Consider the following 26,402-nt stretch of genomic DNA (forward strand, 5'->3'; position numbering starts at 1 on the left):
AAGCCAAAAGCGCAGATAATACTGGATGCTGCAAAGGTGAGCGCCGCCAGTGGCGGAAACAGCGAACCGAAGCAGGGGCAGCGGTCGCAGAGTGCGAGGGGCTTTTGCCCTCGAAGCACGATGCGGGTACCGCAACCCGACATTATCGAGCATTTTGGCAACGCAGATGCCGTGCCGCAGCCGCTGGAGCGGTGCTTGAGCCGCTAGGCGGGAATTGTGCGGTGTTGCCATAAATAAATTTAAAGAAGTCTATGATAAATTAAAGCGATTGGAGAGGCAACCGATCATGAAAAGCAGAAGAAAGCATGGCTTCCAGTTTATGACTATACTATATTTTTTGATAGTATTTTGTATGTGCGTGTCGCGTTTTAACGTGATTATGACAATTATGGGTGGTCAACTAACGCGGGTGGAAGAAATTAATCTACTGCCGTTCCATAGTATTAGAGAAAACTTGAAATATGGTCGCAGCCCTGTTTCATGGGATATGCTTTATAATATGGTAATGTTTGTACCTTTTGGAGTAATTTACTGCTATTATCAAAAGAATTTCCGCGTATATAAAGCAGTTGGAATGTCATGCTTGACAACATTCTTCATAGAAAGCGCGCAGCTCGTTTTAAAAACTGGTGTCGTAGATATAGATGACCTTATTGTAAACACATTGGGAAGTTTGACGGGAATTGTGGTGTATGTTATTCTGCAGCAGATATCCTTCAAAAATCAAAAGTTTGAGATTCACGAATTGATTGATATCAGTGCGACAATGCTTCCACCGATGTTTATTGCCTTCATTGCGGAAATGTTCCTAGGAGATGGTTCGCTAAAATTGCTGCCAGTTCACTGTGTAGTGTTACTGTGCTATGGAATTTTTGTCTATGTATTTTTAATAAGGGATTTTACTCGCAAAGCAAAAGTTTATTATCTGGCATGTTATGTGGGAGCCTTTTATCTGAGTCGTGTGCTACTGTAGAAATAATGGCATAATATAATTTTAACCAAATCACAAAACCGTAAATAGAAAAAATGAACGCCTATAGTGAGAGAATATTCGTATTGTCGTTACTGTCTTGCGTCTTTTCAAGAACATTTTTAAGTGGTGGTACCCGTCATTTTCTTTGTTTTCAGATACACCTTAAATACTTCCGCCTTTATGCCACACCCCCTGCCTAACTTTATGAGGACTCCAAACCCGGTGAAAGTTCTCGACACCAGAAAATTTTCTGAGCAAAATTTCTGGGGACAGGCATCTTGTACTTTGCCGTGCGTTGCGGTATACTTAAGTGTCAGATTCTAATTTTTTGTGCTCTCCCAGACGTTAGCTGGGACAAACTGCACCCGTCAGGAGCAATATCTTGGAAAAACTAACCTATACCCATAACGCGGATGCCGCCGCCGTCATCGCCCAGACTTATGATACCCCGCCCCTTGCCTATGTGCGCAGCTATGGCTGCCAGCAGAACGTGAACGATGGTGAGAAGATACGCGGCGTGCTGATGGACATCGGCTTCGGCGTCTGTGATTCCGTCGAGCAGGCAGACTTGATCCTGTTCAATACCTGCGCTGTGCGCGAACATGCGGAACAGCGCGTGTTCGGCAATGTCGGCGCGCTGAAAAAGCTGAAGGAAAAGAACCCCCGCCTGATCATCGGGGTATGCGGCTGCATGGTGCAGCAAAAGCATATTGTGGATAAGCTGCGCGCCAGCTACCCTTATGTGGATCTGGTGTTCGGCGTGGACGGCATTGACCGCCTGCCCGCCATGCTGGTGGAGCGCCTGCACCGCGGCAAGCGCTACCTGGAAACCCCGGTCGAGCGCAACGCCGTGGTGGAGGAGCTGCCCATCCGGCGTGATTCCGGCTTCCGCGCCTGGCTGCCCATCATGTATGGGTGCGATAATTTCTGCACCTACTGCATTGTGCCCTATGTGCGCGGGCGCGAGCGCAGCCGCACCCCGGCGGATGTTCTGGCAGAGTTTAAAACACTGGTAGAGCAGGGCTATAAAGAAATCACCCTGCTGGGCCAGAACGTAAACAGCTATGGCAAAGGTTTGGAAGAAAAGACGGATTTTGCCGATCTGCTCAACCTGCTGTGCACCGTTCCGGGCGATTACCAGATCCGCTTTATGACCAGCCACCCCAAGGATGCCAGCCGTAAGCTGATCGATACCATTGCCGCGCAGGATCACCTGTGCAAGCATATCCATCTGCCGGTGCAGTCCGGCAGTGACCGTATCCTGAAAGAAATGAACCGCCACTATACGGTTGCCCAGTATATGGACCTGGTCAATTATGCTAAGGAGAAAATCCCCGGTGTAACTTTCTCCAGTGACATCATTGTCGGCTTCCCCGGCGAGACGGAAGAGGATTTCCAGGCAACGCTTGATTTGATCCAGCAGGTCAAATACATGCAGCTGTTTACCTTTATCTATTCCAAGCGCACGGGTACCATCGCTGCCAAGCTGCCGGACCCGGCCACCCATGCCGAAAAGGCAGCCCGCATGGACCGCCTGCTGAAACTGCAGGATTCCATTGCTTTCCCGATGATCGCCGCTATGGCGGGGCAGACCGTGAAAGTGTTGGTGGAGGCTGCTGGCCGCACCCCCGGCACCCTGAACGGGCGGCTGGATAACAACCTGGTCGTCGAGTTCCCCGCCGAGGAAAGCCTGATCGGCCAGTACGCCAATGTGCGCCTGACCGGTTCCCGCGCCGCACTGCTGGTGGGGGAACTGGCAGAATAAAGCCAGTTCCAATAAAATATCGTAGCTAACATTTGCTGAATACAGCGTAATAATAAGGAGTAACCAAAATGGATTGCATTGATCTTTTCAAAAAAGCCGCCGCTGCCATGCAGACTGACCCCCGTTACCTGGAACTGGATGCAGCCCGCCGCGAAAACGATAACGACCAGGAGCTGCAGGGCCTGATCGGCGAGTTCAATCTCAAGCGCCTGGACCTGAACAACGAAAGCGCCAAGCCGGAACCGGATACCGCCCATGTGGCCGAACTGAACCAGCAGGTGAACGACCTGTACACCCAGATCATGTCCAGTGAGGGCATGGTGCGCTACAACACCGCCAAAAAAGAGTGCGAAGCCATGGTCAGCCATATTGATGCCATCATCAACACGGCCATGAACGGCGGCGACCCCATGACCGTTCAGGCCCCCACCGGCGGCTGCACCGGCAGCTGCTCCACCTGTGGCGGCTGCCACTAAGGCAGCACAGCAGCCAATTTGTTCATGAACAGAATCGGGAGTGTGAAGAATGGCAGCAAACATTGTGCCCCAAAAAGTTGAGGATGTTGATACACAGGCGCTTTCACCCATGATGCAGCAATATCTGGAAATCAAACGCCAGCACCCCAACGAGATTCTGTTTTACCGCGTGGGTGACTTTTACGAGATGTTCTTTGACGATGCCCTGACGGCATCGCGGGAGCTGGAACTGACTCTGACCGGCAAAGCCTGCGGCCTGCCGGACCGTGCGCCGATGTGCGGCGTGCCGTTCCATTCGTATGAAATTTACGCCGCCCGCCTGATTGCCAAGGGCTACAAAGTCGCTATCTGTGAACAGATGGAAGACCCGGCGCTGGCCAAAGGGCTGGTCAAGCGGGATATCATCCGCGTAATTACGCCGGGTACTGTGATCGAAAGCAGCATGCTGGCGGACGATAAAAACAACTATATCTGCAGCATTTATACCCGCAAGATGCGCAGCCGCTGGAAAGCCGGCATCTGCTTTGCGGATATTTCCACCGGCGAGGCCTATGCCACCGAGCTGACCGCGGAAAAAATGGGCCCGGCCATCATCACCGAGCTCTGCCGCTATATGCCCAGTGAAATTCTGATCAACCCGGCACTGCTGGACTTAAAAGAAGTAACCAACTATGTCCGCCAGCATACCCATGCGCTGGTGGAACTGCGCGAGGATGCCTGCTACCAGCAGCGGGTGATGGAGGACGCCATGACCGCTCAGTTTGGGGCGGATTGGCGCAATACCTGCGGTTTTGCGCAGGACGGTCTGGTGCCCTATGCCTTTGGGGCACTGCTTGGCTACCTGCATGAGACCCAGAAGCACGGCATCGACCGCATCAAATCAGTGCAGAACTATGCCGATGCCCAGTACATGCGGCTTTCCCCGGTCACACGCGCTAACCTGGAATTGACCGAGACCATGCGCGGCCGCGAAAAGCGCGGTACGCTGCTGTGGGTGTTGGATAAAACCGAAACCTCGATGGGCAAACGCCAGCTGCGCGCCTGGATCGAGCAGCCGCTGGTGGACAGCAGTGTCATCAACCAGCGTCTGGATGCAGTGGAAGCACTGTACAATGCCAACGTGACCCGTGCGGACTTAAAAGAAGCGCTCTCCCATGTATATGACATTGAACGCCTGACCACCCGCATTCTGTATGGCTCCGCCACCCCCAAGGAGGTCAAAGCCCTGGGGGATACCTGTGTTTATCTGCCGCAGGTACGCCAGCTGGCCCGGCAGTGTACCACCCCACTGCTGCAGGAGCTTTCGGGCGCTGTGGACCCGCTGGAAGATTTGCTGAACCTCATCAATCGTGCCCTGGTGGAAGATCCCCCGGCAAACCTTAAGGACGGTGGTGCTATCCGCGCAGGGTTCAACGCCGAAGTGGACGAGCTGCGGGATATCATGCACGGCGGCAAGGGCTTCCTTTCCCAGTTGGAAGCCAAGCTGAAAGAGGAGACCGGTATCCCCAAGCTGAAAATAGGTTTCAATAAAGTGTTCGGCTACTATATTGAGGTCAGCCGCAGCTATGCGGCCAGCGTACCGGATACCTTTATCCGCAAGCAGACCCTGACAACAGGGGAGCGCTACATTACTCCCGAACTGAAAGAACTGGAAAACAAGATCCTTGGCGCAAACGAGCGCCTGTTGGTATTGGAACACCAGCTGTTTGCTGACCTGCTGGAAGCCATCTCCGCCCAGTTGCTGCGCATCCAGCGCACGGCCTTTGCGGTAGCCCAGCTGGATGTTCTGGCTTCCTTTGCGGAAGCGGCGGTGCAGAACAACTATGTAAAGCCCACGGTGGATGACAGCGATGTGCTTTCTATTACCGAGGGCCGCCACCCGGTGATTGAGCAGATGCTGAAAGGCAGTCTGTTTGTGCCAAACGATACAACGCTGGACGAAACCGAAAACCGCATGCTCATCATCACCGGCCCAAACATGGCGGGAAAATCTACCTACATGCGCCAGAATGCGCTGATTGCCCTGATGGCGCAGATCGGCAGCTTTGTTCCGGCATCCAGCTGCCATGTCGGTGTGGTGGATGCTATCTTTACCCGCGTGGGCGCATCGGATGACCTTGCCGCCGGTCAGTCCACCTTTATGGTGGAAATGACCGAAGTGGCCGAAATTTTGCAGCGGGCCACCAAGAGCAGCCTGGTCATTCTGGATGAGATCGGCCGCGGCACATCCACCTTTGACGGCATGAGCATTGCCCGCGCCGTGGTGGAGTATATCTGCGATAACATCGGCTGCAAAACCTTGTTCGCTACCCATTACCATGAGCTGACCAGCATGGACCAGGATGTGGACGGCATTAAAAACTATAACATCGCCGTCAAAAAGCGCGGGGAGGATATCACCTTCCTGCGGCGCATTGTGCAGGGCCCGGCGGATGACAGCTATGGCATTGAAGTCGCCAAACTGGCCGGTCTGCCGGAGGCCGTGATCAAGCGTGCACACGCCGTGCTGCGCCAGCTGGAAGCCACAGCTCCCGGCGCCAACAAGGCCATGCAGCTGGATTTCGAAACAGTGGAAGCCTATAACAACCCCGCCGTTCCCAGCGAGGTTGTGGACAAGCTGAACAGCCTGGATATTGAGACCCTGACCCCCATCGAAGCGCTGAACTTCTTGTATGAACTGAAACAGGCGCTGAAGTAAATACATTGTTCAAACGCTAAGGCAATACCGCATAATTCTAAGTGCCGATACGGCGAGCGAGGTGCGGCAGATGCTAAGCCAAAAGCACAGATAATACTGGATGCTGCAAAGGTGAGCGCCGCCAGTGGCGGAAACAGCGAACCGAAGCAGGGACAGCGGTCGCAGAGTGCGAGGGGCTTTTGCCCCCGAAGCACGATGCGGGTACCGCAACCCGACATTATCGAGCATTTTGGCAACGCAGATGCCGTGCCGCAGCCGCCGGAGCGGTGCTTGAGCCGTTAGGCGGGAATTGTGCGGTATTGCCCTAAACTTTAAGCAGAAAAACACCCCCTGACCTAGAAAGAGGTACCCCATGGCAGAAATTCGCGTACTGGATAAGCATACCGCTGAACTGATCGCCGCAGGCGAGGTGGTGGAGCGGCCTGCTTCGGTTGCAAAGGAACTGCTGGAAAACGCCATCGACGCCGGTGCAACGCAGATCACGCTCTCCATCGTGCGCGGCGGCATTCAACAGCTGCAAATTGCGGATAACGGCAGCGGCATTGAGGCAGAGTATATCGATAAAGCCTTTGTGCGCCACGCAACCAGCAAAATTGCCAGTGCCGAGGATCTGGGCCACATCCACACCCTTGGCTTCCGCGGCGAAGCGCTTGCTTCCATCGCCAGCGTGGCCAGGGTAGAGGTGCTGACCCGCACCGAAGCGGACGAATACGCCTGCTGCTATCGCATTGAGGGCGGCGAGCCCCAGGGCATGGAGCCCGGCGCCCGCCCGCGCGGCACCACCGTAACGGTGAACGATCTGTTCTATAATACGCCCGCCCGCATGAAGTTCCTGAAAAAGGACGTCAGTGAGGGAACTTTTGTGGCGGATATCGTTCTGCATGAAGCGTTGTCCCACCCGGAAATTGCATTCCGTTTTCTGCGGGACGGCAAGCAGCAGTTCATGACCCCCGGTGACGGCCAGCTGCGCAGCGCTGCCTATGCGGTGCTGGGGCGGGAGTTTGCCCGCGACCTGCTGCCGCTGGATGGCGATGGCGGCGTTTATAAAGTGACCGGCCTTGTCACCCCGCCGCGCGCCTGCCGGGCGTCTCGCAGTGCGCAGCATTTTTACGTCAATGGCCGCTATGTCAAAAACCGCACCATGATGGCTGCGCTGGAAAACGCTTACAAGGGTACCCTGATGCAGGGCAAATACCCCGGCGCCATCCTGCGCGTTGATATGCCGGCGGACCTGGTGGACGTCAACGTACACCCCGCCAAAACCGAGATCCGGTTTGCGCGGGAAAGCGATGTGTTCGATGCGGTCTACCGCACGGTGCGCGCGGCCTTGGCTGCCCCCGGCAGCGGAGAGTGCCGCTTTGATTTGGGCCATGTGGCAAAAGAAAATCCCCAGCCCGCCCCGCAGCAGACAACGCTGCCCGGCAGTGCTCCGGCACAGTCCAACCCCCAGCGGCCTGCGGTTGCACCGGCCCAGCCGCCTCAGCCGCAAAAGCATTTCAACACCCTTTCCGCGGCAGAGTACCGCGCATTGAATAAGCTCACGGCCCCGGTGCCTGCCCGCACGCTGCCCGGTACCAGCGGAGTGATGGAGCTGAACTCGGTGCGGGCACCATTTAATGCACCCAGCACCCCGCAGTTTGCCGCCCCCGCGCCGCACACGGCACAGGAGGACCTGCTGGACATTCTGCCCGACCTGCCGGAACAGCAGCCCAAGGCAGAACCCGCTGTAACCACAGCCCTCGCGCAGCAGCCTGCCCCGGCCCAGCTGGAAAATATTGAATCACCGGAACTGCCGGAAGAGGAAAAATCTGCCACCGGCCTGAGCGCACTGCCCATCACTCACAATGCCCCAACTGCCCAGGCGGACATCCCGCCGGAGCAGACGACCTTTGCCCCGGCACCCGCCAGCCTGCCGCTGCGCGTGGTGGGGGAGGTATTCAAAACCTACATCATCACCGAGCGCAACAATGAGCTTTGTCTGATTGATAAGCACGCCGCACATGAGCGCATCCTGTTTGAGCAGCTCGCCAAGGATTACGGCAGCGTGCCGTCTCAGATGCTGCTTGTCCCCGTGCAGGTCAACCTTTCCGCTGAGGAAAAGCAAGCTTTGCTGGCCCACCAGGAACTTTTGCAGAACAGCGGTGTGGAAGTGGATGATTACGGCGGCTTTACCGTTGTGGTACGTGCCGTTCCCGCGGATGTGCCGGTGGACGATGTGGGGGATATGGTGCTGGAACTGGCCAACCATTTGCTGAACGGCGGCCGCGATGCCCTGCGGGAGAAAACCGAGTGGGTACTGCATTCCATTGCCTGCCGCGCCGCCATTAAAGCGGGGGACAGGACCACCACCGATGAAATGCTGGCCTTGGCCCAGAAAATTATGGACGGCAGTGTGCCGCCGTTTTGTCCCCATGGCCGCCCCTGCGTGCTGAAGCTGACCCGGAAGGAGCTGGAAAAACAGTTTGGACGCCTTGTATAATGCCGCCAAGCCCCGCGTGGTTGCCATTGGCGGACCGACGGCAACTGGTAAAACCGCACTCTCGGTCGCCTTGGCCAAACGCTTTGGCGGCGAGATCATCAGTGCGGATTCCATGCAGATCTATCAGGGGCTGGATGTTGGCACTGCCAAAGTGACCCCGGAAGAAATGCAGGGGGTGCCGCACCATCTTGTCGGCTTCCTTGCGCCGGAACAGGCGTTCAGCGTGGCGGATTTTACCACCCTTGCGGGGAAAACCATCACCCAGCTGACGGCACAGGGCAAGCTGCCGCTGGTTGTGGGCGGCACAGGGCTGTACATTACCAGCCTGCTCAACGGCATTGGCTTTACGCCGGAAAAAGTGGATCCCGCCATCCGGCAGGAGCTGCAAGCCCGCCTGCAGGCGGAAGGCTCCCAGGCGCTCTATGTAGAACTTGCCGCGGTGGACCCGGGCTATGCCGCCAAGGTGCATCCCAACAACACCCCTCGGGTCATCCGTGCTTTGGAACTGTACCGTGCCACCGGCCGCAAGATGAGCGCTGAGCGCGAGGCCGCCCGTCCGGCGGAAAAACCTTACCGTTCACTCTGTCTCTGCCTGACCTGCCGCGACCGCACCCTTCTTTACCAGCGGATTGATACCCGCTGTGACCGTATGATGCAAAGCGGCATTCTGGAAGAGGCCAAACTGGTGTATGACCACCGCGATACCTACCGCACCGCGGCGCAGGCCATCGGCTACAAAGAGTTCTTCCCGTATTTTGAGGGAACAGCAGACCTGGAAAGCTGCCTTGCGCACCTCAAGCAGGCTTCGCGCAATTATGCCAAGCGTCAGCTGACTTGGTTCCGCCGCCAGACGGACGCTGTGTGGCTTTACCTGGAAGACGGAAACCTGGAACAGCAGGCGGCAGAACAGACCGAAGCGTTCCTGGCGGAAAACAACGCTTGAAATGCAGTAACAATATCGCTATCTATATATAAAAGATAAAACCAAAGGGGGGATACCCAATGCATGAACAGAATGAAAGCCAGCCCAAAGCATTCATAAAAATTCTTTTTGCCCTGTTTACGGCGCTGCTGGTTGTGGTGCTTGGGTATCTCTGTATCCAGATTTACACGATCTTCCACCGAACTTACAAAACCGAAACCGCCATTGCCTACACCATGTCGGATAACATCACGCTGAAAGGCGTGGCAGTGTTCCAGGCAGTGGATGTGCCTGGCAGCGGCAACCTGGGATATGTGGTGCAGGATGGTGAGCGCGTCAGCGCGGGCACCATTCTGGCGGAACAGTATACGGATGATTCCCAGGGAGCAATGCGGGAACGGCTGGACCGGTTGGATCGTGCGATTTTGCTGCTGACAAAGTCGGAAAATTCCTCCGGCAGCGATCTTTCGGTTCTGACCACCCAGACGCGCACGGCGCTGTATAACCTGCTGGACCAGATCGACACAGCATCTTACGGCGCAATTCAGGATGCTGCGGAAGATTTTTTGCTGGCGCAAAATAAACTGCAGATCAGCACCGGCCAGGCGGCGGGCTTTGGCGAGGTGCTGGCCAGCCTGCAGGCCGAGCGGGACGGCATTGCTGCCCAGCTGAACGGCCTGCAGACGATCGAAGCGGATACCAACGGGTATTTTGTCTCATCCGAAAGCGCCGCCCCGGTGGTGCGGGATCCCACGGAGCTGGATGCCATGAGCCCGGCTGATCTGCAAAAGATGATCAACGCAGGGGAGACTCCGTCCAATGCCGACCTTGCCGGGCATATTGTAACCGGGTTTTCCTGGCGGTTTTATGCCGTGTGTTCGGCAGACCTTGCCGAGCGGTTGAACGGCCTGTCCCGCGTGAGCATCAGCGTTCCGGGCAAACAGGAAGAGCCTTTGGCTGCCACCGTGGTGGATGTGACCACCGACGAAGAAACCGGCCTTGCCAAAGTGGCGCTGGAATGCCGCAGCATCAATGCGCAGGTGCTCTGCCTGAATTATGAGGAAGCCGAAATCAGCCTGCACACCTACCAGGGCATCCGCATTGACCGCAGGGCCCTGCATATCGTGAACGGCCAGCGCGGCGTATATGTCAAATACGGCGATTTGCAGCGCTTCCGCCGCATTACCATTTTATATGAGGACGATACCTACATCCTTGTACCGGAAGGCGGCAAAGTGGGGGAGGATAACGAGCTGCGCCTGTACGATGAGGTGATCGTGGAAGGCAGCAACCTGCAGGACGGCAAGCTGCTGTAAGGACAGAAAACGGGCGTTTTGCCCCACATTCTGTTATATTTGTATTGACAACGAAGCAAAAATGGAAGATAATAAATACTGTATAGTTGTGACAAAAGCCGATCGGGGCTTTTTTTGTGCAATTTATACAACTAAGCAAACGTAAGGAGTAACTGCCATGTCCATGATAGATGGTTTGAGAAACGTCCTCGGAATCAACCAGGATCCCGAAGCAGATTCCTATGTGGATGATAACGAAGAGGATGATATCTTCCCTGGCGGTGGTCAGGGCGGTTCGCCAGCCCCGGAAGAAGCCTACCCCACGCAGGAAACTGCTAAGCAGCACAGCAACAAGGTGGTCAACATCAACGCTACCACCCAGCTGCAGGTTGTACTGGTCAAGCCGGAACGTTTTGACGATGCTGCTGCCATTGCAGACCAGCTGAACGCAAAGCGCACCGTTGTGCTGAACCTTGAATCCACCAACAAAGAAGTCTCCCGCCGTTTGATCGACTTTTTGTCCGGCGTGGCTTACGCCAATAACGGCCAGATCAAGCGTGTAGCAACCAGTACATTCATCATTACCCCGTATAACGTTGATATTATGGGCGACCTGCTGGACGAGCTGGAGAACAATGGCGTCTTCTTCTGATACAAGGACCCGCGGCTTTGTGCCGCCGCAGAACGAGGATGAACGCTTTTTGATGCGCCGGGTGGAAGAACTCTGCCGTACCGCCATGCAGCGTGGCATCCCGCGGGCAACGGGCTTCCTTTCGGATCGCGAACAGGCCCTTGCGCAGGCCGCGCTCAACCGTGAGGGCTGCGATTTTGCCCGCTTTCAGGGCGGCTGGCCGGATGCGGAACGCAAAGTGCTCTGCATTGAACCACCGGATTCCTGGCCGGAAGAGCCAGTTGCGGTGCTGCATTTCACAGCGCCGCAGCAGGGCGGCAGCGCCGTGCCGGGCCACCGTGACTATCTGGGGGCAATCCTGGGTCTTGGCCTGGATCGTGCCTGTTTGGGGGATATCCTGCCGGATCCGGCCGATGCCCGCAGTGTGTATGCCTTTGTGCTGGAAGATAAGGCGGATTTTATTGCTTCCAACCTGACGGAAGCTGGCCGCAGCCCGGTGCATGTCGAGCGCTGCGATGCCGTGCCGGAAGAAGTCCTGCGCGGGCCGGAACGCCAGACGCAGGATGCAACGGTGCCATCTTTGCGGGCAGATACCGTATTGGCAGCCATGATGCGCACCTCCCGCTCCATTGCGGCGCAGGCAATCCAAAGCGGCAGGGTGGAAGTGAACCACGTTCCGCTGCGCACCGCCCATGAGGATGTGTTTGAAGGCGATATCTTCACCGTGCGGGGCGTTGGGCGCTACCGTCTGGTGGCAATCGGCGGCAAAAGCCGCAAGGACCGCATCTTTATCACGTTTTATCAGTATTGAACATAAAACCTGAATGTGAAACCCATGGGCCGGGGCAGCCCGGCAGCCGTGCCGAACGGTAAAATTTTGGATACCATTCCGGGTGTGTGCCACCCGAAACAGGAGGAATTTGGATGATTGCTTCGGATGATGTGCGCCGCGTGACCTTTGACCGTGCCATGCGCGGTTATCGTTGTGAGGACGTAGACGATTACCTCAAACAGGTTGCGGACAGCATCGACAGCCTGGCCGCAGAAAATGATGACCTGCAGAAGAAGCTGGTCATACTGGCCCAGCGCATTGACCAGTACCGTGCCGACGAAGATACCCTGAGCACAACCATGATCAATGCCCAGCGCCTTGGCGAGAACGTCATCAAGGAAGCCAAACAGAAAGCTGCCGAGATCATTCGTGCCGCCAACATTAAGGCGGAGGATCGTGAACAGCGCGCCCGCGATGAGGTGGAGCTGGCCCAGCAGGAGCTTGTGACAATAAAGCAGGAAGCGGATGCATTCAAAAAGCGCCTGATGGACCTGTACCGCCAGCACATCGAAATGATTGCCAAAATTCCGGAGTATCACCCCAACCGTGCAGAACAGCAGGCCGCGCAGCCGCAGCCGGAACCGCAGGAAGCCCCGCAGCAGCCTGCACCCCAGCCGGTAGAACAGCCTGCCCCGGCTCCGCAGCCGGAACCCAACCAGCCAATCCCGGAGGATGTCCCGGCTCCGCAGCCCGCAGCCCCGGAGGAAAGCTATCCGGCATATGAGGAACCGGAATATTACGAGGCTGAGCCGAAAGAACCCGCCCAGCCCGAAGAGCCGGAACCGGCTCCGGCACCTGCCCCTGGCCAGCCGCTGGACGAGGAAAAGATCGATACGGTAGAATTTGCCTTTGCCCCCAAAACAAAGCCAATCCTGCCGGACGATGATATGCCATCCGTTGCCGGGCTTTACGGCGGGGATATGCCGGAAAAGCCCGCCAAGAAATCCGGCTCCCGCAGCCGCGGTGCTTCGGCCCGCAGCACGGGCAAAAATGCCCGCAAAACCAAGAGCCCTGCCAAAGCGGAGCTTGACGCATTTGATGACATTGATTATGATGTTTGAGGTGCCACATTTGTGCGTGCGCGTACCCCAAGCATTTTAAGACCTGCCTGAACGATGCAGAACTGCCGGGGCAACCTGGTATACTGCGCTTTGGACAAGCCGCCATATCAGCTATAATAAGGAAATAGAGGAGAGTTGGAAACTTTGCCGCAGAATTACAATGATACCATCCATAAGATGGCTACCCCCTTTGAAATGCGTGCCGGGCTGCCGAAAAAGGAACCCAAAATGCTGGAGGATTGGGAGAAAAACCACGTCTACGAAAAAATGATCGAACATAACGCGGATCTGCCGCGCTTTGTTCTGCATGATGGCCCTCCGTATGCCAACGGTAATATCCATATGGGTACTGCCCTGAACAAGATCATCAAGGATATCATCATCCGTGAAAAGAACATGTCGGGCTACTGTGCTCCCTATGTTCCCGGCTATGATACCCACGGTCTGCCCATTGAGCTGAAGGCTCTGTCCTCTCTGGGCGATAAAAAGGCCGGCATTTCCAAGCTGGAACTGCGCAAGATCTGCAAAGAGTTTGCTACCGAGCATATTGATGTGATGAACAGCCAGTTCGCCCGCCTGGGCGTTCAGGGCGATTTCGCCAACCCCTACCTGACCCTGCGCCCCGAATTTGAGGCACGCCAGGTGGAGATCTTTGGCGAGATGGCCAAGAAAGGCTATATCTACAAGGGCATGAAAGCCGTTTACTGGTGCCCGGAAGATCGTACTGCTCTGGCAGAAGCCGAAATCGAGTATGCCGAGGACGAGTGCGATTCTATCTATGTCCGCTTTAAGCTCACCGATGACCCCAACGGTGTTCTGGCCAAGTACGGTATCCCTCTGGACAAGGCATGGATCGTGATCTGGACCACCACCACCTGGACCCTGCCCGCCAACGTGGCAACCTGCCTGAACCCCAGCCTGGAGTATGCCTTCGTCAAAATCGGCGATGAATATCACCTGATGGCTGCCGGTCTGGTGGAATCCACCATGAAAGCCTGCCATATCGAGGATTACGAGGTTCTGGAGCCCCGCGTTCTCGGCTCTGAATTTGAGCTGATGCAGTATCAGCACCCCTTCCTGGACCGCAAGGGCCTGGTTATCCTGGGTGACCACGTTACCCTGGAAGGCGGCACCGGCTGCGTTCATACCGCACCTGGCCACGGTGTTGAGGACTTTGAAGTCTGCGTCAACCACTACCCGCAGGTTCCCGTTATTGTCCCCGTGGACGATGGCGGTTACCTGACCGAAGAAGCAGGCAAAGAGTTTGCAGGCCTTAAGGTCTGGGCTGCCAACAAAGTTATTCTGGAGCACATCAAGCAGTCCGGCCACCTGATGGGCGTGCAGCACATCACCCACCAGTACCCGCATTGCTGGCGCTGCCACCATCCCATCATCTTCCGTGCAACCGAACAGTGGTTCTGCTCTATTGATAAGTTCCGCGAGGAAGCCTATAAGGCCATTGACGAAGTCAAGTGGCAGCCGGCCTGGGGTCATGACCGTATGCACGGCATGGTGCGTGACCGCAGCGACTGGTGCATCAGCCGTCAGCGCGTGTGGGGTGTGCCTATCCCGGTGTTCTACTGCAAGAACTGCGGCAAGTACCACATCACCGATGCTTCCATCAAGGCTGTCAGCGACCTGTTCCGCAAGGAAGGTTCCGATGCCTGGTATAAGTACGATGCCAACGAGATCATGCCCAAGACTGAGGTCTGCGAATGCGGCGCTTCTGACTGGGAAAAGGATCCCGATATCATGGATGTCTGGTTCGACTCTGGCTCTACCTGGAGCGCAGTCTGCCGCGAACGTCCCGAACTGAACTGGCCCGCTGACCTGTATATGGAAGGCGCCGACCAGTTCCGCGGCTGGTTCCAGTCCAGCCTGCTGACCAGCGTTGCCACCCAGGGCGTTGCCCCGTACAAAGGCGTTCTGTGCCATGGCTGGGTCGTTGATGAGCAGGGCAAGCAGATGCACAAATCTGCCGGCAACGGTGTGGAACCGTCCGAAATCATCCGAGATTACGGCGCTGACATCGTTCGTCTGTGGGTTGCTTCCAGCGATTACACCGTTGATGTGCGCGCAGGCAAGAATATCTTCAAGCAGCTGTCCGAAGCATACCGCAAGATGCGCAACACCGCCCGCTTTATGCTGGGCAACATTGGCGATTTTAACCCTGCCACGGATATGGTTGCCGAGGATCAGCTGTTCGAAATCGACCGCTGGGCACTCAAGAGCTGCAACAGCCTGACCGCCAATGTGCGTGCCGCTTACGATAATTACGATTTCTCCCGCGCTTACCACGCAATCTACAACTTCTGTGTCATTGATATGTCCAACTTCTATATGGACGTCATCAAGGACCGCCTGTACTGCGCGGACGAGCACGCACGCCGCTGCGCCCAGACTGCGCTGTACCGCATTCTGGTTGACTTCACCAAGCTGGTTGCCCCCATCCTGTGCTTCACCGCCCAGGAAATCTGGAGCTACATCCCGAAGCTGGAAGGCATGCAGGAGTATGTCTGCTGGGAGCGTATGCCGGAAGCCAAGAGCGATGAGGATGCCGCTTTTGACGCCAAGTGGGCCAAGATCATTGCTGTGCGTGACGATGTAAAGAAGGTTCTGGAGCAGGCCCGTGCCGATAAGACCATCGGTTCCTCTCTGGAAGCTGCCGTTACCCTGTACTGCAGCGATGAAATGTATGACTTCCTGAACGCCATCCCGATGGATGAGCTGGCCGATCTGATGATCGTTTCCCATGTGGATCTGGTCAAGGGCGAAGGCGGCGTGAGGGGTCTGACCGAGGGCCTGGGCATGAGCGTTGCCCATGCTGCCGGCAACAAGTGCCTGCGCTGCTGGAAGTTCGATACAGCTGTTGGCGAAGACGGCCTGTGCCCGCGCTGTGCGAAAGTTCTTGGTTAATTTCAAATAAAGGGCTATGCCACATGATGTTAAGCGCTGTTCCAGTGCTTAAGCCTGCAAAACAGGAACTGTGCGGTATTGCCATAGTATGATTTACAGCGGTGCTTTTGCGCTTTTATCAAGCCTTTGCACCGCTGTTTTTGTCAGGGCATTTTGCAGCGCTGCATTGGCCCGGACGACGGAGGCGTTTATGCTGGTTGGCATTTTATCCATTCTTGCTGCGGCAGGCCTGACGCTGGTTGACCAGCTGATCAAACTTTGGGCCACCGTGGAACTGCTGCCGGTTGGCAGCAAACCCTTTATCCCGCATGTGCTGGAATTTTATTACCTGCTCAATGATGGTATGTCGTTTTCTATGCTCAGCGGCAAGCGCACGCTGCTGGTGATCGTTACCGGTGTGATGCTGGCTGTGCTGGCCGGTATGCTGCTTTTGCGCAAAATGCCGCGTTTGGAGCGTGCTGCTTGGATTTTGGTCGTGGGCGGCGGTGTTGGCAACCTGATCGACCGTATCCGCACCGGCGTGGTGGTGGATTACCTGAACTGCCTGTTCATCAATTTCCCGGTGTTCAATTTTGCGGATGTCTGCATCTGTGTCGGCGTGGGCCTGCTGGTCCTCAGCCTGCTGCTGGATATGTGCCGCGAACAAAAAGCAAAACAGCAAAAGGGGAGTGCGCCCACAGATGGAACAGCGTGAACTGACCCTTGCGCCGGAAAGCGTTGGCCTGCGGCTGGACCGCTGGCTGGCGGAACAGTGCCCGGATCTTTCCCGCAGCCAGCTGCAAAACCTGATCGAAGCGGGCAGTGTGACCTGCAATGGCAGCCCCTTGAACAAAAAGGATAAGCTGAAAGCCGGGCAGACGATTCTGCTCACCCTGCCGGACCCGCAGCCCATCGAAGCCCAGCCCCAGAACATTCCGCTGGACATTGTGTATGAGGATGACAGCCTGCTGGTGGTCAACAAGCCCAAAGGCATGGTGGTGCACCCTGCGCCCGGCAACCCGGACGGCACCATGGTCAATGCACTGCTGTGGCACTGTGCGGGGCGGCTGTCCGGCATCGGCGGGGCCATCCGCCCCGGCATTGTGCATCGCATTGATAAGGATACCAGCGGCCTTTTGGTCGTTGCAAAAACGGACGCCGCCCACCAGGCACTGACCGAACAGATGAGCGTGCATTCTATCCATCGGGTGTACCACGCTGTGGTGTATGGCAACCTGAAAGAGGATACCGGCTTTGTGGAAGCCCCCATCGGCCGCGACCCTAAGGATCGCAAAAAGATGGCCGTGACCCAGCAGAACTCCAAATATGCCTACACCGGCTGGCAGGTGCTGGAACGGTTCGGCAACTTTACTTACATTGCATGCAAGCTTAAAACAGGCCGCACCCATCAGATTCGGGTGCATATGGCGTCCATTGGCCACCCGCTGGCTGGGGATGCCGTGTATGGGCCAAAAAATTGTATCCGCAGCCTGAACGGTCAATGCCTGCACGCCAAGGAGCTTGGCTTTGTGCACCCCGCTACCGGGGAATGGATGCAGTTTGACAGCTCACTGCCTGACTGGTTTCAGGACTACTTAAGCCGTCTGAGAAAGGAAAGCCGCCATGGAGCGTTTGAGTGATTATCTGGTTTTTTGTGATATGGATAACACCCTGCTGACTGCAAAGGAGGGCATTCCCGCCTGCAACCGCAGCGTCATTCGGTTGTTTACCGCCATGGGTGGGCGCTTTACCGTCGCATCTGGCCGTCCGCCGGAGTCGATCCGCGCGGCGCTGGGCGATATCGAGCTTTCGCTGCCAGCAATCTCCTGCAATGGTTCGCTGCTGTATGATTTCCAGACCAACCGTGTGCTGCGTCGCTCCTGCCTGAATCAGGAACAGGCCGCTGCCGCCATTGCCGATATGCTGCAAAAATTCCCGAAGATTGGTGTAGAGGTCATGGCCGGTGCGGGGGAGATGTATGTTGTTCACGCCAGCAGCTATACCCACGCCCACCAGGTGGATGAACACATGGAAAGCGTGGCCTGCCCGCTGGAAAATGTGCCGGATGGCTGGCTGAAGGTGGTGTTTGCCGGGGATCCGGAAACGATCCGCAAAGCGGGACAGTACGCCAAAACGCGGTACTTTGGCCGGGATAATTACTTTTTGCCTACCAACCAGATCTACTTGGAAATTATGCCTTCCGGCATCAGCAAAGCAGCCGGAATGGAAGAGCTTTGCCATATCCTGAATGAGAACATCAAAAAAACCATCGTGATCGGTGACTATTATAATGATCTCGAAATCATGAAAAAAGCGGGCTATTCCGTGGCTGTGGCCAATGCGCCGTCCGAAGTAAAAGCAGCGGCCAACGAAGTGACCAACTGCGACTGCACCGGCGGCGCGGTGGGCGAGTTCCTTTACAAGCTGATCAGCAAGGTGGAGGGCGTATGAAACACAGGGAAAGTGAGCAGACACAGCTGAGAGTCAGCCGTTTACTGAACCGTGACAGTGTGATGCTGCATGCCGAGATGCCCAGTGTGCAGACGGCGCTGGAAACCTTGGTGGAACTTCAGGAGAGCAACGGCGTGATCACCAACGGTACCGCCTACTATAAAGCCGTGTGTGAGCGTGAACGCGCGGGCGGCACCACCGCCATTGGGGAAGGGCTTGCCATCCCGCATGCCTGCAATGCGGGCGTTGCCTCGCTTGGGCTGGCCGCGCTGACCCTTACCCGCGGGCTGGACTGGGGCGCAGCGGACGGCAAGCTGGTGGATATGATCTTTATGGTTGCGGTTCCGCCGGACCGCCAGAGCGACCACCTGTTGATTTTGGCTCGCCTTGTCAACCTGCTCAGCGACCACCGCCTGACGGAAAAACTGCGTATGGCGGATACGCGAGAGGCGTTTATCCGCATCCTGAACCAGACCGAAGCGGCAATCTTTGCATAAATGAGGCCAAAACGGCAAGGAACACAAAAGCAATCCAGCACCCGATTGTTGAAACAGAGAAAAATATCATTTTATAAGTCTTATTGATACTGCACACCCTGTGCGAATGCCCCAAAGGCAGAACGCAGGGTGTGCTTTTTTGTTAAAATTGTGCAAAATGTGGAAATTTAGTGCCCTAAAGCGCCGCGATTTGGCGGATTGTATCTTGCAGGGGAATACGATTGATGCTATACTTTAAATCACTAAATCGCTTTTCGGAGAGGACACCCACCCAAGGCTATGCAGCATAGTGGATGCCGGTGAGCGATGCATAGATTTGGGAGGAAGATACCATGAAAAAAGCACTTTCTATTTTGACAGCCGGCTGCCTGGCTGTTTCCCTTGCTGCCTGTGGCAGCACTGCAGCAAGCTCTGCTGCATCGGCCGCGGACAGCACCGCTTCTTCTGCCGCAGAATCCACCGCTGCTTCCGATACCGCCGCTGCTGACGGCCAGACCTACAAGGTCGGCATCTGCCAGCTGGTGCAGCACGTTGCTTTGGACGCTGCAACCCAGGGGTTTAAGGATGCCCTGACCGAGCAGCTCGGCGATGCCGTTACCTTTGAGGAAAAAAACGCCCAGGGCGATTCCAACACCTGCAGCACCATCATCAATGGCTTTGTTTCTGATAATGTTGACTTGATCCTGGCCAACGCAACCCCCGCCCTGCAGGCTGCACAGGCCGGCACCAACACCATCCCGGTTCTGGGCACCTCTGTTACCGAGTACGGCGTGGCACTGGGTATTGATGACTTCGATGGCCTTGTCGGCACCAATATTTCCGGCACCAGCGACCTGGCTCCTCTGGATGAGCAGGCAGGAATCATCAAGGAACTGTTCCCCGATGCAAAGACCGTTGGTCTGCTGTATTGCAGCGCCGAACCAAACAGCCAGTATCAGGTTGATACCGTAAAGGCCAGCTTGGAAGAACTGGGCTACACCTGCGAGTATTATGCATTCTCTGACTCCAACGATCTGGCCACCGTCTGCCAGAGCGCTGCCGATGCCAGCGATGTGATCTATGTTCCCACCGATAACACCGTTGCCAACAACACTGAGATCGTCAATAACATCTGCCAGCCCGCCGGTGTGCCTGTTGTTGCAGGCGAGGAAGGCATCATGAGCGGCTGTGGCGTTGCTACCCTGTCCATCAGCTACTATGACCTGGGCGTTGCTACCGGTAAGATGGCCGCCAAGATCCTGACCGGCGAAAGCAAGGTTGAGGAGATGCCCATTGAGTACGCTCCGGAGTTCACGAAGGAATACAACCCGACCATTGCCGAAGCTCTGGGCATCACCATCCCAGATGATTATGTGGCATACGAGGGCTAAACAGCCAGAACGGCCTGCTTTGATTTGATGCAGGTAACTTTAATACAAAAATCGCGGAAAAGGCTTTTCTTTCCCGCGATTTTTTGATATAATTAAAAAGACTATATCTTTTTTTGAGGAGTTGACGATCTCTTGAACATTGCAACATTGTTCAATGCCATGCCGGGCGCATTGGCGCAGGGCCTGATTTGGGCCATTATGGCGATTGGCGTTTACCTTACCTTCCGCATCCTGGATGTTGCCGACCTGACGGTAGACGGCACCTTGGGCCTTGGCGGTGCGGTCTGCATCATGTGTATGATTTCCGGCATGAACGTCTGGCTGTCCCTGCTGCTGGCGTTTGGTGCTGGCCTGCTGGCTGGCCTGGTGACCGGCCTGTTCCACACGTTTATGGGCATTCCGACCATCCTTGCCGGTATCTTGACCCAGTTGTCCCTATATTCGGTCAACCTGAAAATCATGGGAAAAGCCAATCAGGCTATCAACGTGGACAAATATGACCTGCTGGTATCCCTGCGTTATATCAAAGGCGTTCCGTTTTACCGCAATACCATCCTGATCGTGGCCGTTCTTATGGTGGTTGTTATCGCTATTTTGTACTGGTTCTTCGGCACCGAGCTTGGCTGCTCCATCCGCGCTACCGGCTGCAACGCCAACATGGCGCGGGCGCAGGGCATCAACACTAATTTCAACATTGTGCTGGGCCTGATGCTCTCCAATGGTCTGGTGGCATTCTCCGGTGCGCTGCTCAGCCAGTACCAGGGCTTTGCTGATGTCCAGATGGGCCGCGGTGCTATCGTGATCGGCCTGGCTGCCGTTGTTATCGGTGAAGCCGTGTTCAGCAAGATTTTTCGCAACTTTGCGCTCAAGCTGCTCAGCGTTGGCATCGGCAGCGTCATCTACTACATTGTTATGCAGATCTGCATCTGGTTCAAGATCGATACCGACCTGCTCAAAATGCTCAGCGCCATCGTGGTCGCCATCTTCCTTGCGGTTCCATACTGGAAAGCAAAATACTTCACCCGCGTTGCGGTAAAGAAAGGCGGCAGCAGCAATGCTTGAGATCAAAAACGTTTACAAGACTTTTAACCCCGGTACGGTCAACCAGAAGGTTGCCCTGAATGATTTGAACCTGACACTGGAGGACGGCGATTTCGTCACCGTAATCGGCGGCAACGGTGCAGGCAAGTCCACCATGCTGAATGCTGTTGCCGGTGTGTGGCCGGTGGATATGGGCAAGATCATTATTGATGGTAAGGATATCACCCGCCTGCCGGAGCACAAGCGCGCCGCTTACATTGGCCGTGTGTTCCAGGACCCCATGATGGGCACCGCCGCCACGATGCAGATTGATGAAAACCTGGCCCTGGCCGCCCGCCGCGGTGCGGGCCGCACCCTGCGCGTTGGTATTACCAAAAAGGAAAATGCCGAGTACCACGAGCTGCTTAAAACCCTGGGCCTGGGCCTGGAGGACCGCATGACCAGCAAGGTCGGTCTGCTTTCCGGCGGCCAGCGCCAGGCAGTTACCCTGCTGATGGCGACCCTGAAAAAGCCCAAGCTGCTGCTGCTGGACGAGCACACCGCAGCCCTGGACCCCAAGACCGCCGCCAAGGTGCTGGAAATTTCCAACAAGATCGTGCAGGAAAACCACCTGACCACCCTGATGATCACCCATAATATGCGCGATGCCATCCGCTATGGCAACCGCCTGATCATGATGAACGAAGGCCATGTGATTTATGATGTGCGCGGCGAAGAAAAGACAAAGTTGGAAGTATCGGATCTGCTGCAGCGCTTTGAGCAGGCTGGCGGCGAAGCCAATGACCGCATGATCCTTTCCTGATAAGATTGCGTACAGGATCGGATTTGGATAAGTTTTATACCATTTAACTGCCGCTGTGGGCCGGATTTTACCGGTTTGCAGCGGCTTTTTTGTCTTTTGGAGCAGGAAAGAAGGGGCAAATTATCAAATTTCCGTAAAGTCATTTTCAAACCTTGACAGTTATGATATAATACAACTGTATATTATGACGGAATTGACAGACGGCAGAGTATCGGATCGTCTGTTTTCGGTTCCGTATACACCAAAAGAGAACATAAAGAACCCAGGAAAGTTCATTGTTTTCTCTGCATGGTATGCGGCCAAGGCTCTTGAAATGGATGTAAAGGGAGTGTGCTTTACACCGGAGGAGTAGCCATAAACAACGCGGCCGCAAGCGCCATGGGAAGTTATCAGGACTGTATAAAGGGAGCACCGCCTTTCCGCAGGAGGTATTTTGGATGCAGCGTTACGACGCCGTTTTATTTGATGTTGATGGAACATTGATCCATTCCCGGCCGGGCATTTTTAACTGCTTTGCCTATGCGTTCCGCAAAATGGGCCTTGACCCGGATGCGATAGATTGTTCCCGCTACCTTGGCCCTCCGCTGCGCTGGAGCTTTGCCCAGCACTTTGCAACGGATGCCGAGGTGGAGCAGGCCGTGGAGTATTACCGCGTGCATTACGAGGAAGTTGGCAGCCACCAGTGCAGCCTGTTCCCCGGGGTGCGTCAGATGATGAATACCCTGAAAGATGCCGGGCTGTACATGGCAACGGCAACCTGCAAACCGGTCGAAGTTGTAACACCCATCCTGAAAGAGCAGGGGCTGTTTGACTATTTTGACCGCATTGGCGGGGCCAGCATGGACGAAAGTGTGGACAACAAGACGGATGTGATCCGCCTTGTGCTGCAGGACCCACGCCTGGCGGGCAAGCGCATCCTGATGGTGGGGGACCGCCAGGATGATATGCAGGGCGCAGTCAACAACCAGCTGCCCGCTGCTGCCGTGCTGTACGGCTATGGTAGCAGGGAAGAAATGGAACCCTGGAATCCGGTGCTGCTGGCGCAAAATTGTGAAGAACTGACCCAGTATATTCTGGGCTGAACCCCGCGCGGTGCAAAGCGCTGCCGGGCACAGCCCGCCGCCGGAACCAACCCGGCCCGCGGGCGCATCCTACATAAGGAACAAAGGGAGAAACGAACATTATGAGCCGCAAAACATCCGGCAGCCGGGCATCCTTCAGCCCAACCCAGCGCAAGGCATGTGCTGTTCTGGCAGTATGTGTGCTGGCTGTCATCCTTACATTTATTGCATCCTGGGTTTTGCCGGGCAAGCTGTCGCTGGGCGGCAGCGGCCGCTATGACCCGCAGGCCTATCCGCTGGATACTTCGCTGGGGTCCGTGCTGGCCAAAACCTCTGATGCAGGCACCGATTATGTCTCCTCCACGCTGTTTGTGGGGGATCAGTTTGCCAAGTCCCTGTATGACGATAAAGTCATCACGCTGGATCAGTTTGCAGGCAAGGACGGCCTGACCGTCAGCTCATTGCTGAACGATGCCTGCGTTTACTTTGCGGGGGATTCCAGCGCCTATACCGTCCCGCAGGCGGTATCCAAAATGAAACCCCGCCGCGTGGTCATGCTGCTGGGCAGCAACGATCTGGACGGCAGCCTTTCCTATGATAATTTTGCCCGTAACTATAAGCAGGCTGTCATCGCAATTACCGGTGCGTACCAGTACTGCGATGTCATTGTCTGTGCCATTCCGCCTGTGGCAAAAAATGCATCTGATGCCGCCAAAACGCAGCTGATGATCGACCAGTTCAACCAGGAATTGGCCAAGATGTGCAATGATGAAGGCTATAAATACCTGAACTTGGCCGAAGCACTGAAAGACAGCAACAGCGGCTATGCCGAAGCAGCCTATTTGAACAACAAACAGAATGGCTTCAGCACATCCGGCGCGAATGTGGTGCTGAACTACCTGCGCAATCATGCTTACGATACTGCGGATACCCGCCCCAACACGGATGATATTCCGCAGCGTACTGAGCAGGCTGGCGGCAGCGCAGCCGCCACGGAGCCCACGCCTTCGGCGACCCCTACAACGTTCAAATTGCAATACTTGGTGGAAGAAGGCAAGGGCACCCTGCAGGGCAATGACCAGAGCGGCGTAACTTCCATCGAAATGGACGCAGCCGAAAAGCAGACCGTGACCATTACCGCTGTGGCGGCGGACGGCTATACGTTCTATAAGTGGAGCGATGGCCTGACCACCGCTACCCGTGTGGACAGCGCAACCAAGGATATTTCCGTGACGGCAATGTTCAACGATGCCCGTGTGCAGATCAACCTGGATCAGGGCGAAAGCACCATCAAGCAGGGTGAATCCCTGACCATCAACGCCAGTGTCACCTTGGGCGGCAAGAGCTATGATAACAGCGGTGTGCAGTGGTCGGTCAACGATGACCTGATGCAGAATGGCGCCAGTTATACCTTTACGCCGAATGCCACCGGAGATTACCGCATCAAGGCCGGGCTGAAAGTCAACGGTACCTATACTTCGCAGGAACTGATGGTGCATGTGCAGGCACCGGCTACCACCGTCAGCATCACCGGGGTCAGCTCCATGCCGGCAGGCAGTACCACAACGCTGCAGGCCAACGTAAGCAATCCTTCGGGGGATACCACCTGGACCTGCGCCCAGAAGCCGCAGTGGAGTGCAACCGGCGATAACGTGCAGTTCAGCGCGGATACCGTTGGCAGCTATACCGTGCGTGCTGCCAACAATGGTCAGTATGCAGAGCTTGTCATCAACGTAACGGAACCCCTTTCGGACCCCACGGTAACCCCGGAACCAAGTGATTCGGGCGATCAGTTCCCGTTCTTCCCCTTTGGCGACGAAGACTGATTGCAGTCACACAGCGCCTGCCCCCGGCATAGCATAAGCCGGGAGGTGATCACATGTTTGTCTTTGACTGCGAGGCTGGCTATCAGCCGGATAACGGCCAGAACGATGTGACCGACGGCAGTGTGGAAAACTATGATTTTGACTGGGGCCAGCCCCTTGACGCAGAACCCCTTGACGATGCGCTGACGGACGATGAACGGACGGAAGCACAGCACACGGAGTAATTGTTTTGGCGGCAGGGCAGCACCCCGGCAGATATCTGGCGAGAATAGACCGGAAAAAAGGAATAAATCTATGGCAAATTATACTTGTCTTTTACTGGATGTGGATAACACCCTGCTGGATTTTAACGCAGCAGAGCGTGCTGCGGTCGGCATTACGTTAGAGCATTACGGCATGCCCAACGGCCCCGAAGCATTGGAAACCTACCACCAGATCAACCGCCAGCTGTGGGACAGCCTTGCCAAAGGCGAGCTGAACCGCAGCAAGCTGTTTGCGGTGCGGTTTGGCCGCGTGATGCAGGCTCTTGGCACACCGGAAGCCGGCAACGCCCGCGAGATGAACGACTTTTATGAGAACGAGCTGGCCAACCATGCGGATCTGATGCCCGGTGCGCTGACCGCTCTGGAAGAACTGGGCGAAGTTGCTACCCTGGCAATCGTTTCCAACGGTGCTACCCAGGTACAGGAATCCCGCATTGCGGCATCCGGCATTGGCCGCTTTATGGATGGTGTGTATATCTCGGAAAAAGTGGGTGCGGCAAAGCCTTCGCCCAAGCTGCTGGACTATGCCATCCGGGACCTGGGGCTGACCAACCGCAGCCGTGTGCTGATGGTGGGGGACGACCTGCTGGCCGATATCAAGGGCGGTATCAACGCGGGGATCGATACCTGCTGGGTCAACTTTGCCAACGAGGAAAATAAAACCGGCATCCAGCCCAAATATACGGTGCACAGCTATGAAGAACTGTACCGCATTGTAATGGAGCCGGAAGAACTGGAAAATGTCGGCGTGCGCAACCGTCGGCATATGAACGAGGGCTGAAACAGACCAATGGAATGTGCCGCTGCCGGGGTAAAGAACTGAGCAGCGGCACATTTTCGGGTTTGATGCGCCCTTTGGTGGAAGAGTAAAACAAACTGGCTGCTGCTTTAATGTGAATCTGAAAACAAAGAGCATGACGGATATTTCGCAAATACAAGCAGGATTTAAGGCTTTTTAATGCAAAATCCTGCTGTGTTTGTAGAAATAGGGCAATACCGCATAATTCTAAGTGCCGATACGGCGAGCGAGGTGCGGCAGATGCTAAGCCAAAAGCGCAGATAAT

Annotated in this window: 23 protein-coding genes; all 23 read left to right on the forward strand. The window is 55.8% G+C overall.

Translation table 11 applies throughout. The features are described 5' to 3' along the window. On the forward strand, nucleotides 1-207 hold a 207-nt coding region (locus C4885_RS16755; RefSeq protein WP_207657590.1), incomplete at its 5' end, for a hypothetical protein. A gap of 79 nt (nucleotides 208-286) precedes the next feature. After that, nucleotides 287-973 carry a VanZ family protein gene (locus C4885_RS09980; RefSeq protein WP_114000198.1) on the forward strand — a complete coding sequence of 229 codons (687 nt, stop codon included), beginning with the start codon at nucleotides 287-289 and terminating at the stop codon, nucleotides 971-973. 382 nt (nucleotides 974-1,355) lie between these two features. Further along, entirely contained in the window at nucleotides 1,356-2,738 is a 1,383-nt protein-coding gene (miaB, locus tag C4885_RS09985; protein WP_114000199.1) for a tRNA (N6-isopentenyl adenosine(37)-C2)-methylthiotransferase MiaB, read from the forward strand. A 68-nt stretch (nucleotides 2,739-2,806) separates the two neighbouring features. Then, nucleotides 2,807-3,214 (forward strand): YlbF family regulator, encoded by a 408-nt coding sequence (locus C4885_RS09990; RefSeq protein WP_114000200.1) that lies wholly within the window; start codon nucleotides 2,807-2,809, stop codon nucleotides 3,212-3,214. Nucleotides 3,215-3,263: 49 nt separating this feature from the next. Further along, the gene (mutS, locus tag C4885_RS09995) at nucleotides 3,264-5,912 is read left to right on the forward strand and encodes a DNA mismatch repair protein MutS (protein WP_114000201.1); all 2,649 of its coding nucleotides are present in this window, start codon (nucleotides 3,264-3,266) and stop codon (nucleotides 5,910-5,912) included. Between the two features lie 352 nt (nucleotides 5,913-6,264). Then, a complete protein-coding gene (gene mutL / locus C4885_RS10000) occupies nucleotides 6,265-8,391 on the forward strand; it encodes a DNA mismatch repair endonuclease MutL (RefSeq protein ID WP_114000202.1) in 2,127 nt (708 codons plus the stop codon). Further along, nucleotides 8,375-9,334 carry a tRNA (adenosine(37)-N6)-dimethylallyltransferase MiaA gene (miaA, locus tag C4885_RS10005; protein WP_242979532.1) on the forward strand — a complete coding sequence of 320 codons (960 nt, stop codon included), beginning with the start codon at nucleotides 8,375-8,377 and terminating at the stop codon, nucleotides 9,332-9,334. The genes mutL and miaA overlap by 17 nt, the downstream gene beginning before the upstream one ends. 59 nt (nucleotides 9,335-9,393) lie before the next feature. Then, nucleotides 9,394-10,629 carry an HlyD family efflux transporter periplasmic adaptor subunit gene (locus C4885_RS10010; RefSeq protein ID WP_114000203.1) on the forward strand — a complete coding sequence of 412 codons (1,236 nt, stop codon included), beginning with the start codon at nucleotides 9,394-9,396 and terminating at the stop codon, nucleotides 10,627-10,629. Between the two features lie 157 nt (nucleotides 10,630-10,786). Continuing rightward, complete coding sequence (locus tag C4885_RS10015; RefSeq protein ID WP_199488099.1) at nucleotides 10,787-11,260, forward strand: cell division protein SepF; 474 nt, start codon at nucleotides 10,787-10,789, stop codon at nucleotides 11,258-11,260. Next, on the forward strand, nucleotides 11,244-12,050 hold the full coding sequence (locus C4885_RS10020; protein WP_114000204.1) for an RNA-binding protein: 807 nt from the start codon (nucleotides 11,244-11,246) through the stop codon (nucleotides 12,048-12,050). The genes C4885_RS10015 and C4885_RS10020 overlap by 17 nt, the downstream gene beginning before the upstream one ends. Nucleotides 12,051-12,163: 113 nt before the next feature. Next, a complete protein-coding gene (locus C4885_RS10025; protein ID WP_114000205.1) occupies nucleotides 12,164-13,132 on the forward strand; it encodes a DivIVA domain-containing protein in 969 nt (322 codons plus the stop codon). Between the two features lie 144 nt (nucleotides 13,133-13,276). Then, on the forward strand, nucleotides 13,277-16,048 hold the full coding sequence (ileS, locus tag C4885_RS10030) for an isoleucine--tRNA ligase (protein WP_114000218.1): 2,772 nt from the start codon (nucleotides 13,277-13,279) through the stop codon (nucleotides 16,046-16,048). Nucleotides 16,049-16,238: 190 nt separating this feature from the next. Then, complete coding sequence (lspA, locus tag C4885_RS10035; RefSeq protein ID WP_114000206.1) at nucleotides 16,239-16,742, forward strand: signal peptidase II; 504 nt, start codon at nucleotides 16,239-16,241, stop codon at nucleotides 16,740-16,742. Beyond that, entirely contained in the window at nucleotides 16,729-17,667 is a 939-nt protein-coding gene (locus C4885_RS10040) for an RluA family pseudouridine synthase (protein WP_114000207.1), read from the forward strand. The genes lspA and C4885_RS10040 overlap by 14 nt, the downstream gene beginning before the upstream one ends. Beyond that, complete coding sequence (locus C4885_RS10045) at nucleotides 17,651-18,478, forward strand: HAD family hydrolase (RefSeq protein ID WP_114000208.1); 828 nt, start codon at nucleotides 17,651-17,653, stop codon at nucleotides 18,476-18,478. The genes C4885_RS10040 and C4885_RS10045 overlap by 17 nt, the downstream gene beginning before the upstream one ends. Then, complete coding sequence (locus C4885_RS10050; RefSeq protein WP_114000209.1) at nucleotides 18,475-18,975, forward strand: PTS sugar transporter subunit IIA; 501 nt, start codon at nucleotides 18,475-18,477, stop codon at nucleotides 18,973-18,975. Before C4885_RS10045 ends, C4885_RS10050 begins: the two co-directional genes overlap by 4 nt. Nucleotides 18,976-19,307: 332 nt before the next feature. Then, a complete protein-coding gene (locus tag C4885_RS10055) occupies nucleotides 19,308-20,345 on the forward strand; it encodes an ABC transporter substrate-binding protein (RefSeq protein ID WP_114000210.1) in 1,038 nt (345 codons plus the stop codon). Nucleotides 20,346-20,504: 159 nt separating this feature from the next. Further along, complete coding sequence (locus tag C4885_RS10060; RefSeq protein WP_371681654.1) at nucleotides 20,505-21,407, forward strand: ABC transporter permease; 903 nt, start codon at nucleotides 20,505-20,507, stop codon at nucleotides 21,405-21,407. Further along, complete coding sequence (locus C4885_RS10065) at nucleotides 21,400-22,188, forward strand: ABC transporter ATP-binding protein (protein WP_114000212.1); 789 nt, start codon at nucleotides 21,400-21,402, stop codon at nucleotides 22,186-22,188. The genes C4885_RS10060 and C4885_RS10065 overlap by 8 nt, the downstream gene beginning before the upstream one ends. Before the next feature lie 437 nt (nucleotides 22,189-22,625). After that, nucleotides 22,626-23,270: an HAD hydrolase-like protein gene (locus tag C4885_RS10070; protein WP_114000213.1), complete on the forward strand. Its 645-nt coding sequence runs from the start codon at nucleotides 22,626-22,628 to the stop codon at nucleotides 23,268-23,270. A 101-nt stretch (nucleotides 23,271-23,371) separates the two neighbouring features. After that, the gene (locus C4885_RS10075; protein WP_114000214.1) at nucleotides 23,372-25,075 is read left to right on the forward strand and encodes an SGNH/GDSL hydrolase family protein; all 1,704 of its coding nucleotides are present in this window, start codon (nucleotides 23,372-23,374) and stop codon (nucleotides 25,073-25,075) included. Nucleotides 25,076-25,128: 53 nt separating this feature from the next. Next, nucleotides 25,129-25,299, forward strand: coding sequence for a hypothetical protein (locus C4885_RS16480; RefSeq protein WP_158538870.1), 171 nt, complete (start codon nucleotides 25,129-25,131; stop codon nucleotides 25,297-25,299). A 70-nt stretch (nucleotides 25,300-25,369) separates the two neighbouring features. Next, entirely contained in the window at nucleotides 25,370-26,119 is a 750-nt protein-coding gene (locus tag C4885_RS10080; RefSeq protein WP_114000215.1) for a YjjG family noncanonical pyrimidine nucleotidase, read from the forward strand. Nucleotides 26,120-26,402: the final 283 nt, after the last annotated feature.

Source organism: Subdoligranulum sp. APC924/74, assembly GCF_003324125.1.
Classification (GTDB): domain Bacteria; phylum Bacillota; class Clostridia; order Oscillospirales; family Ruminococcaceae; genus Gemmiger; species Gemmiger qucibialis.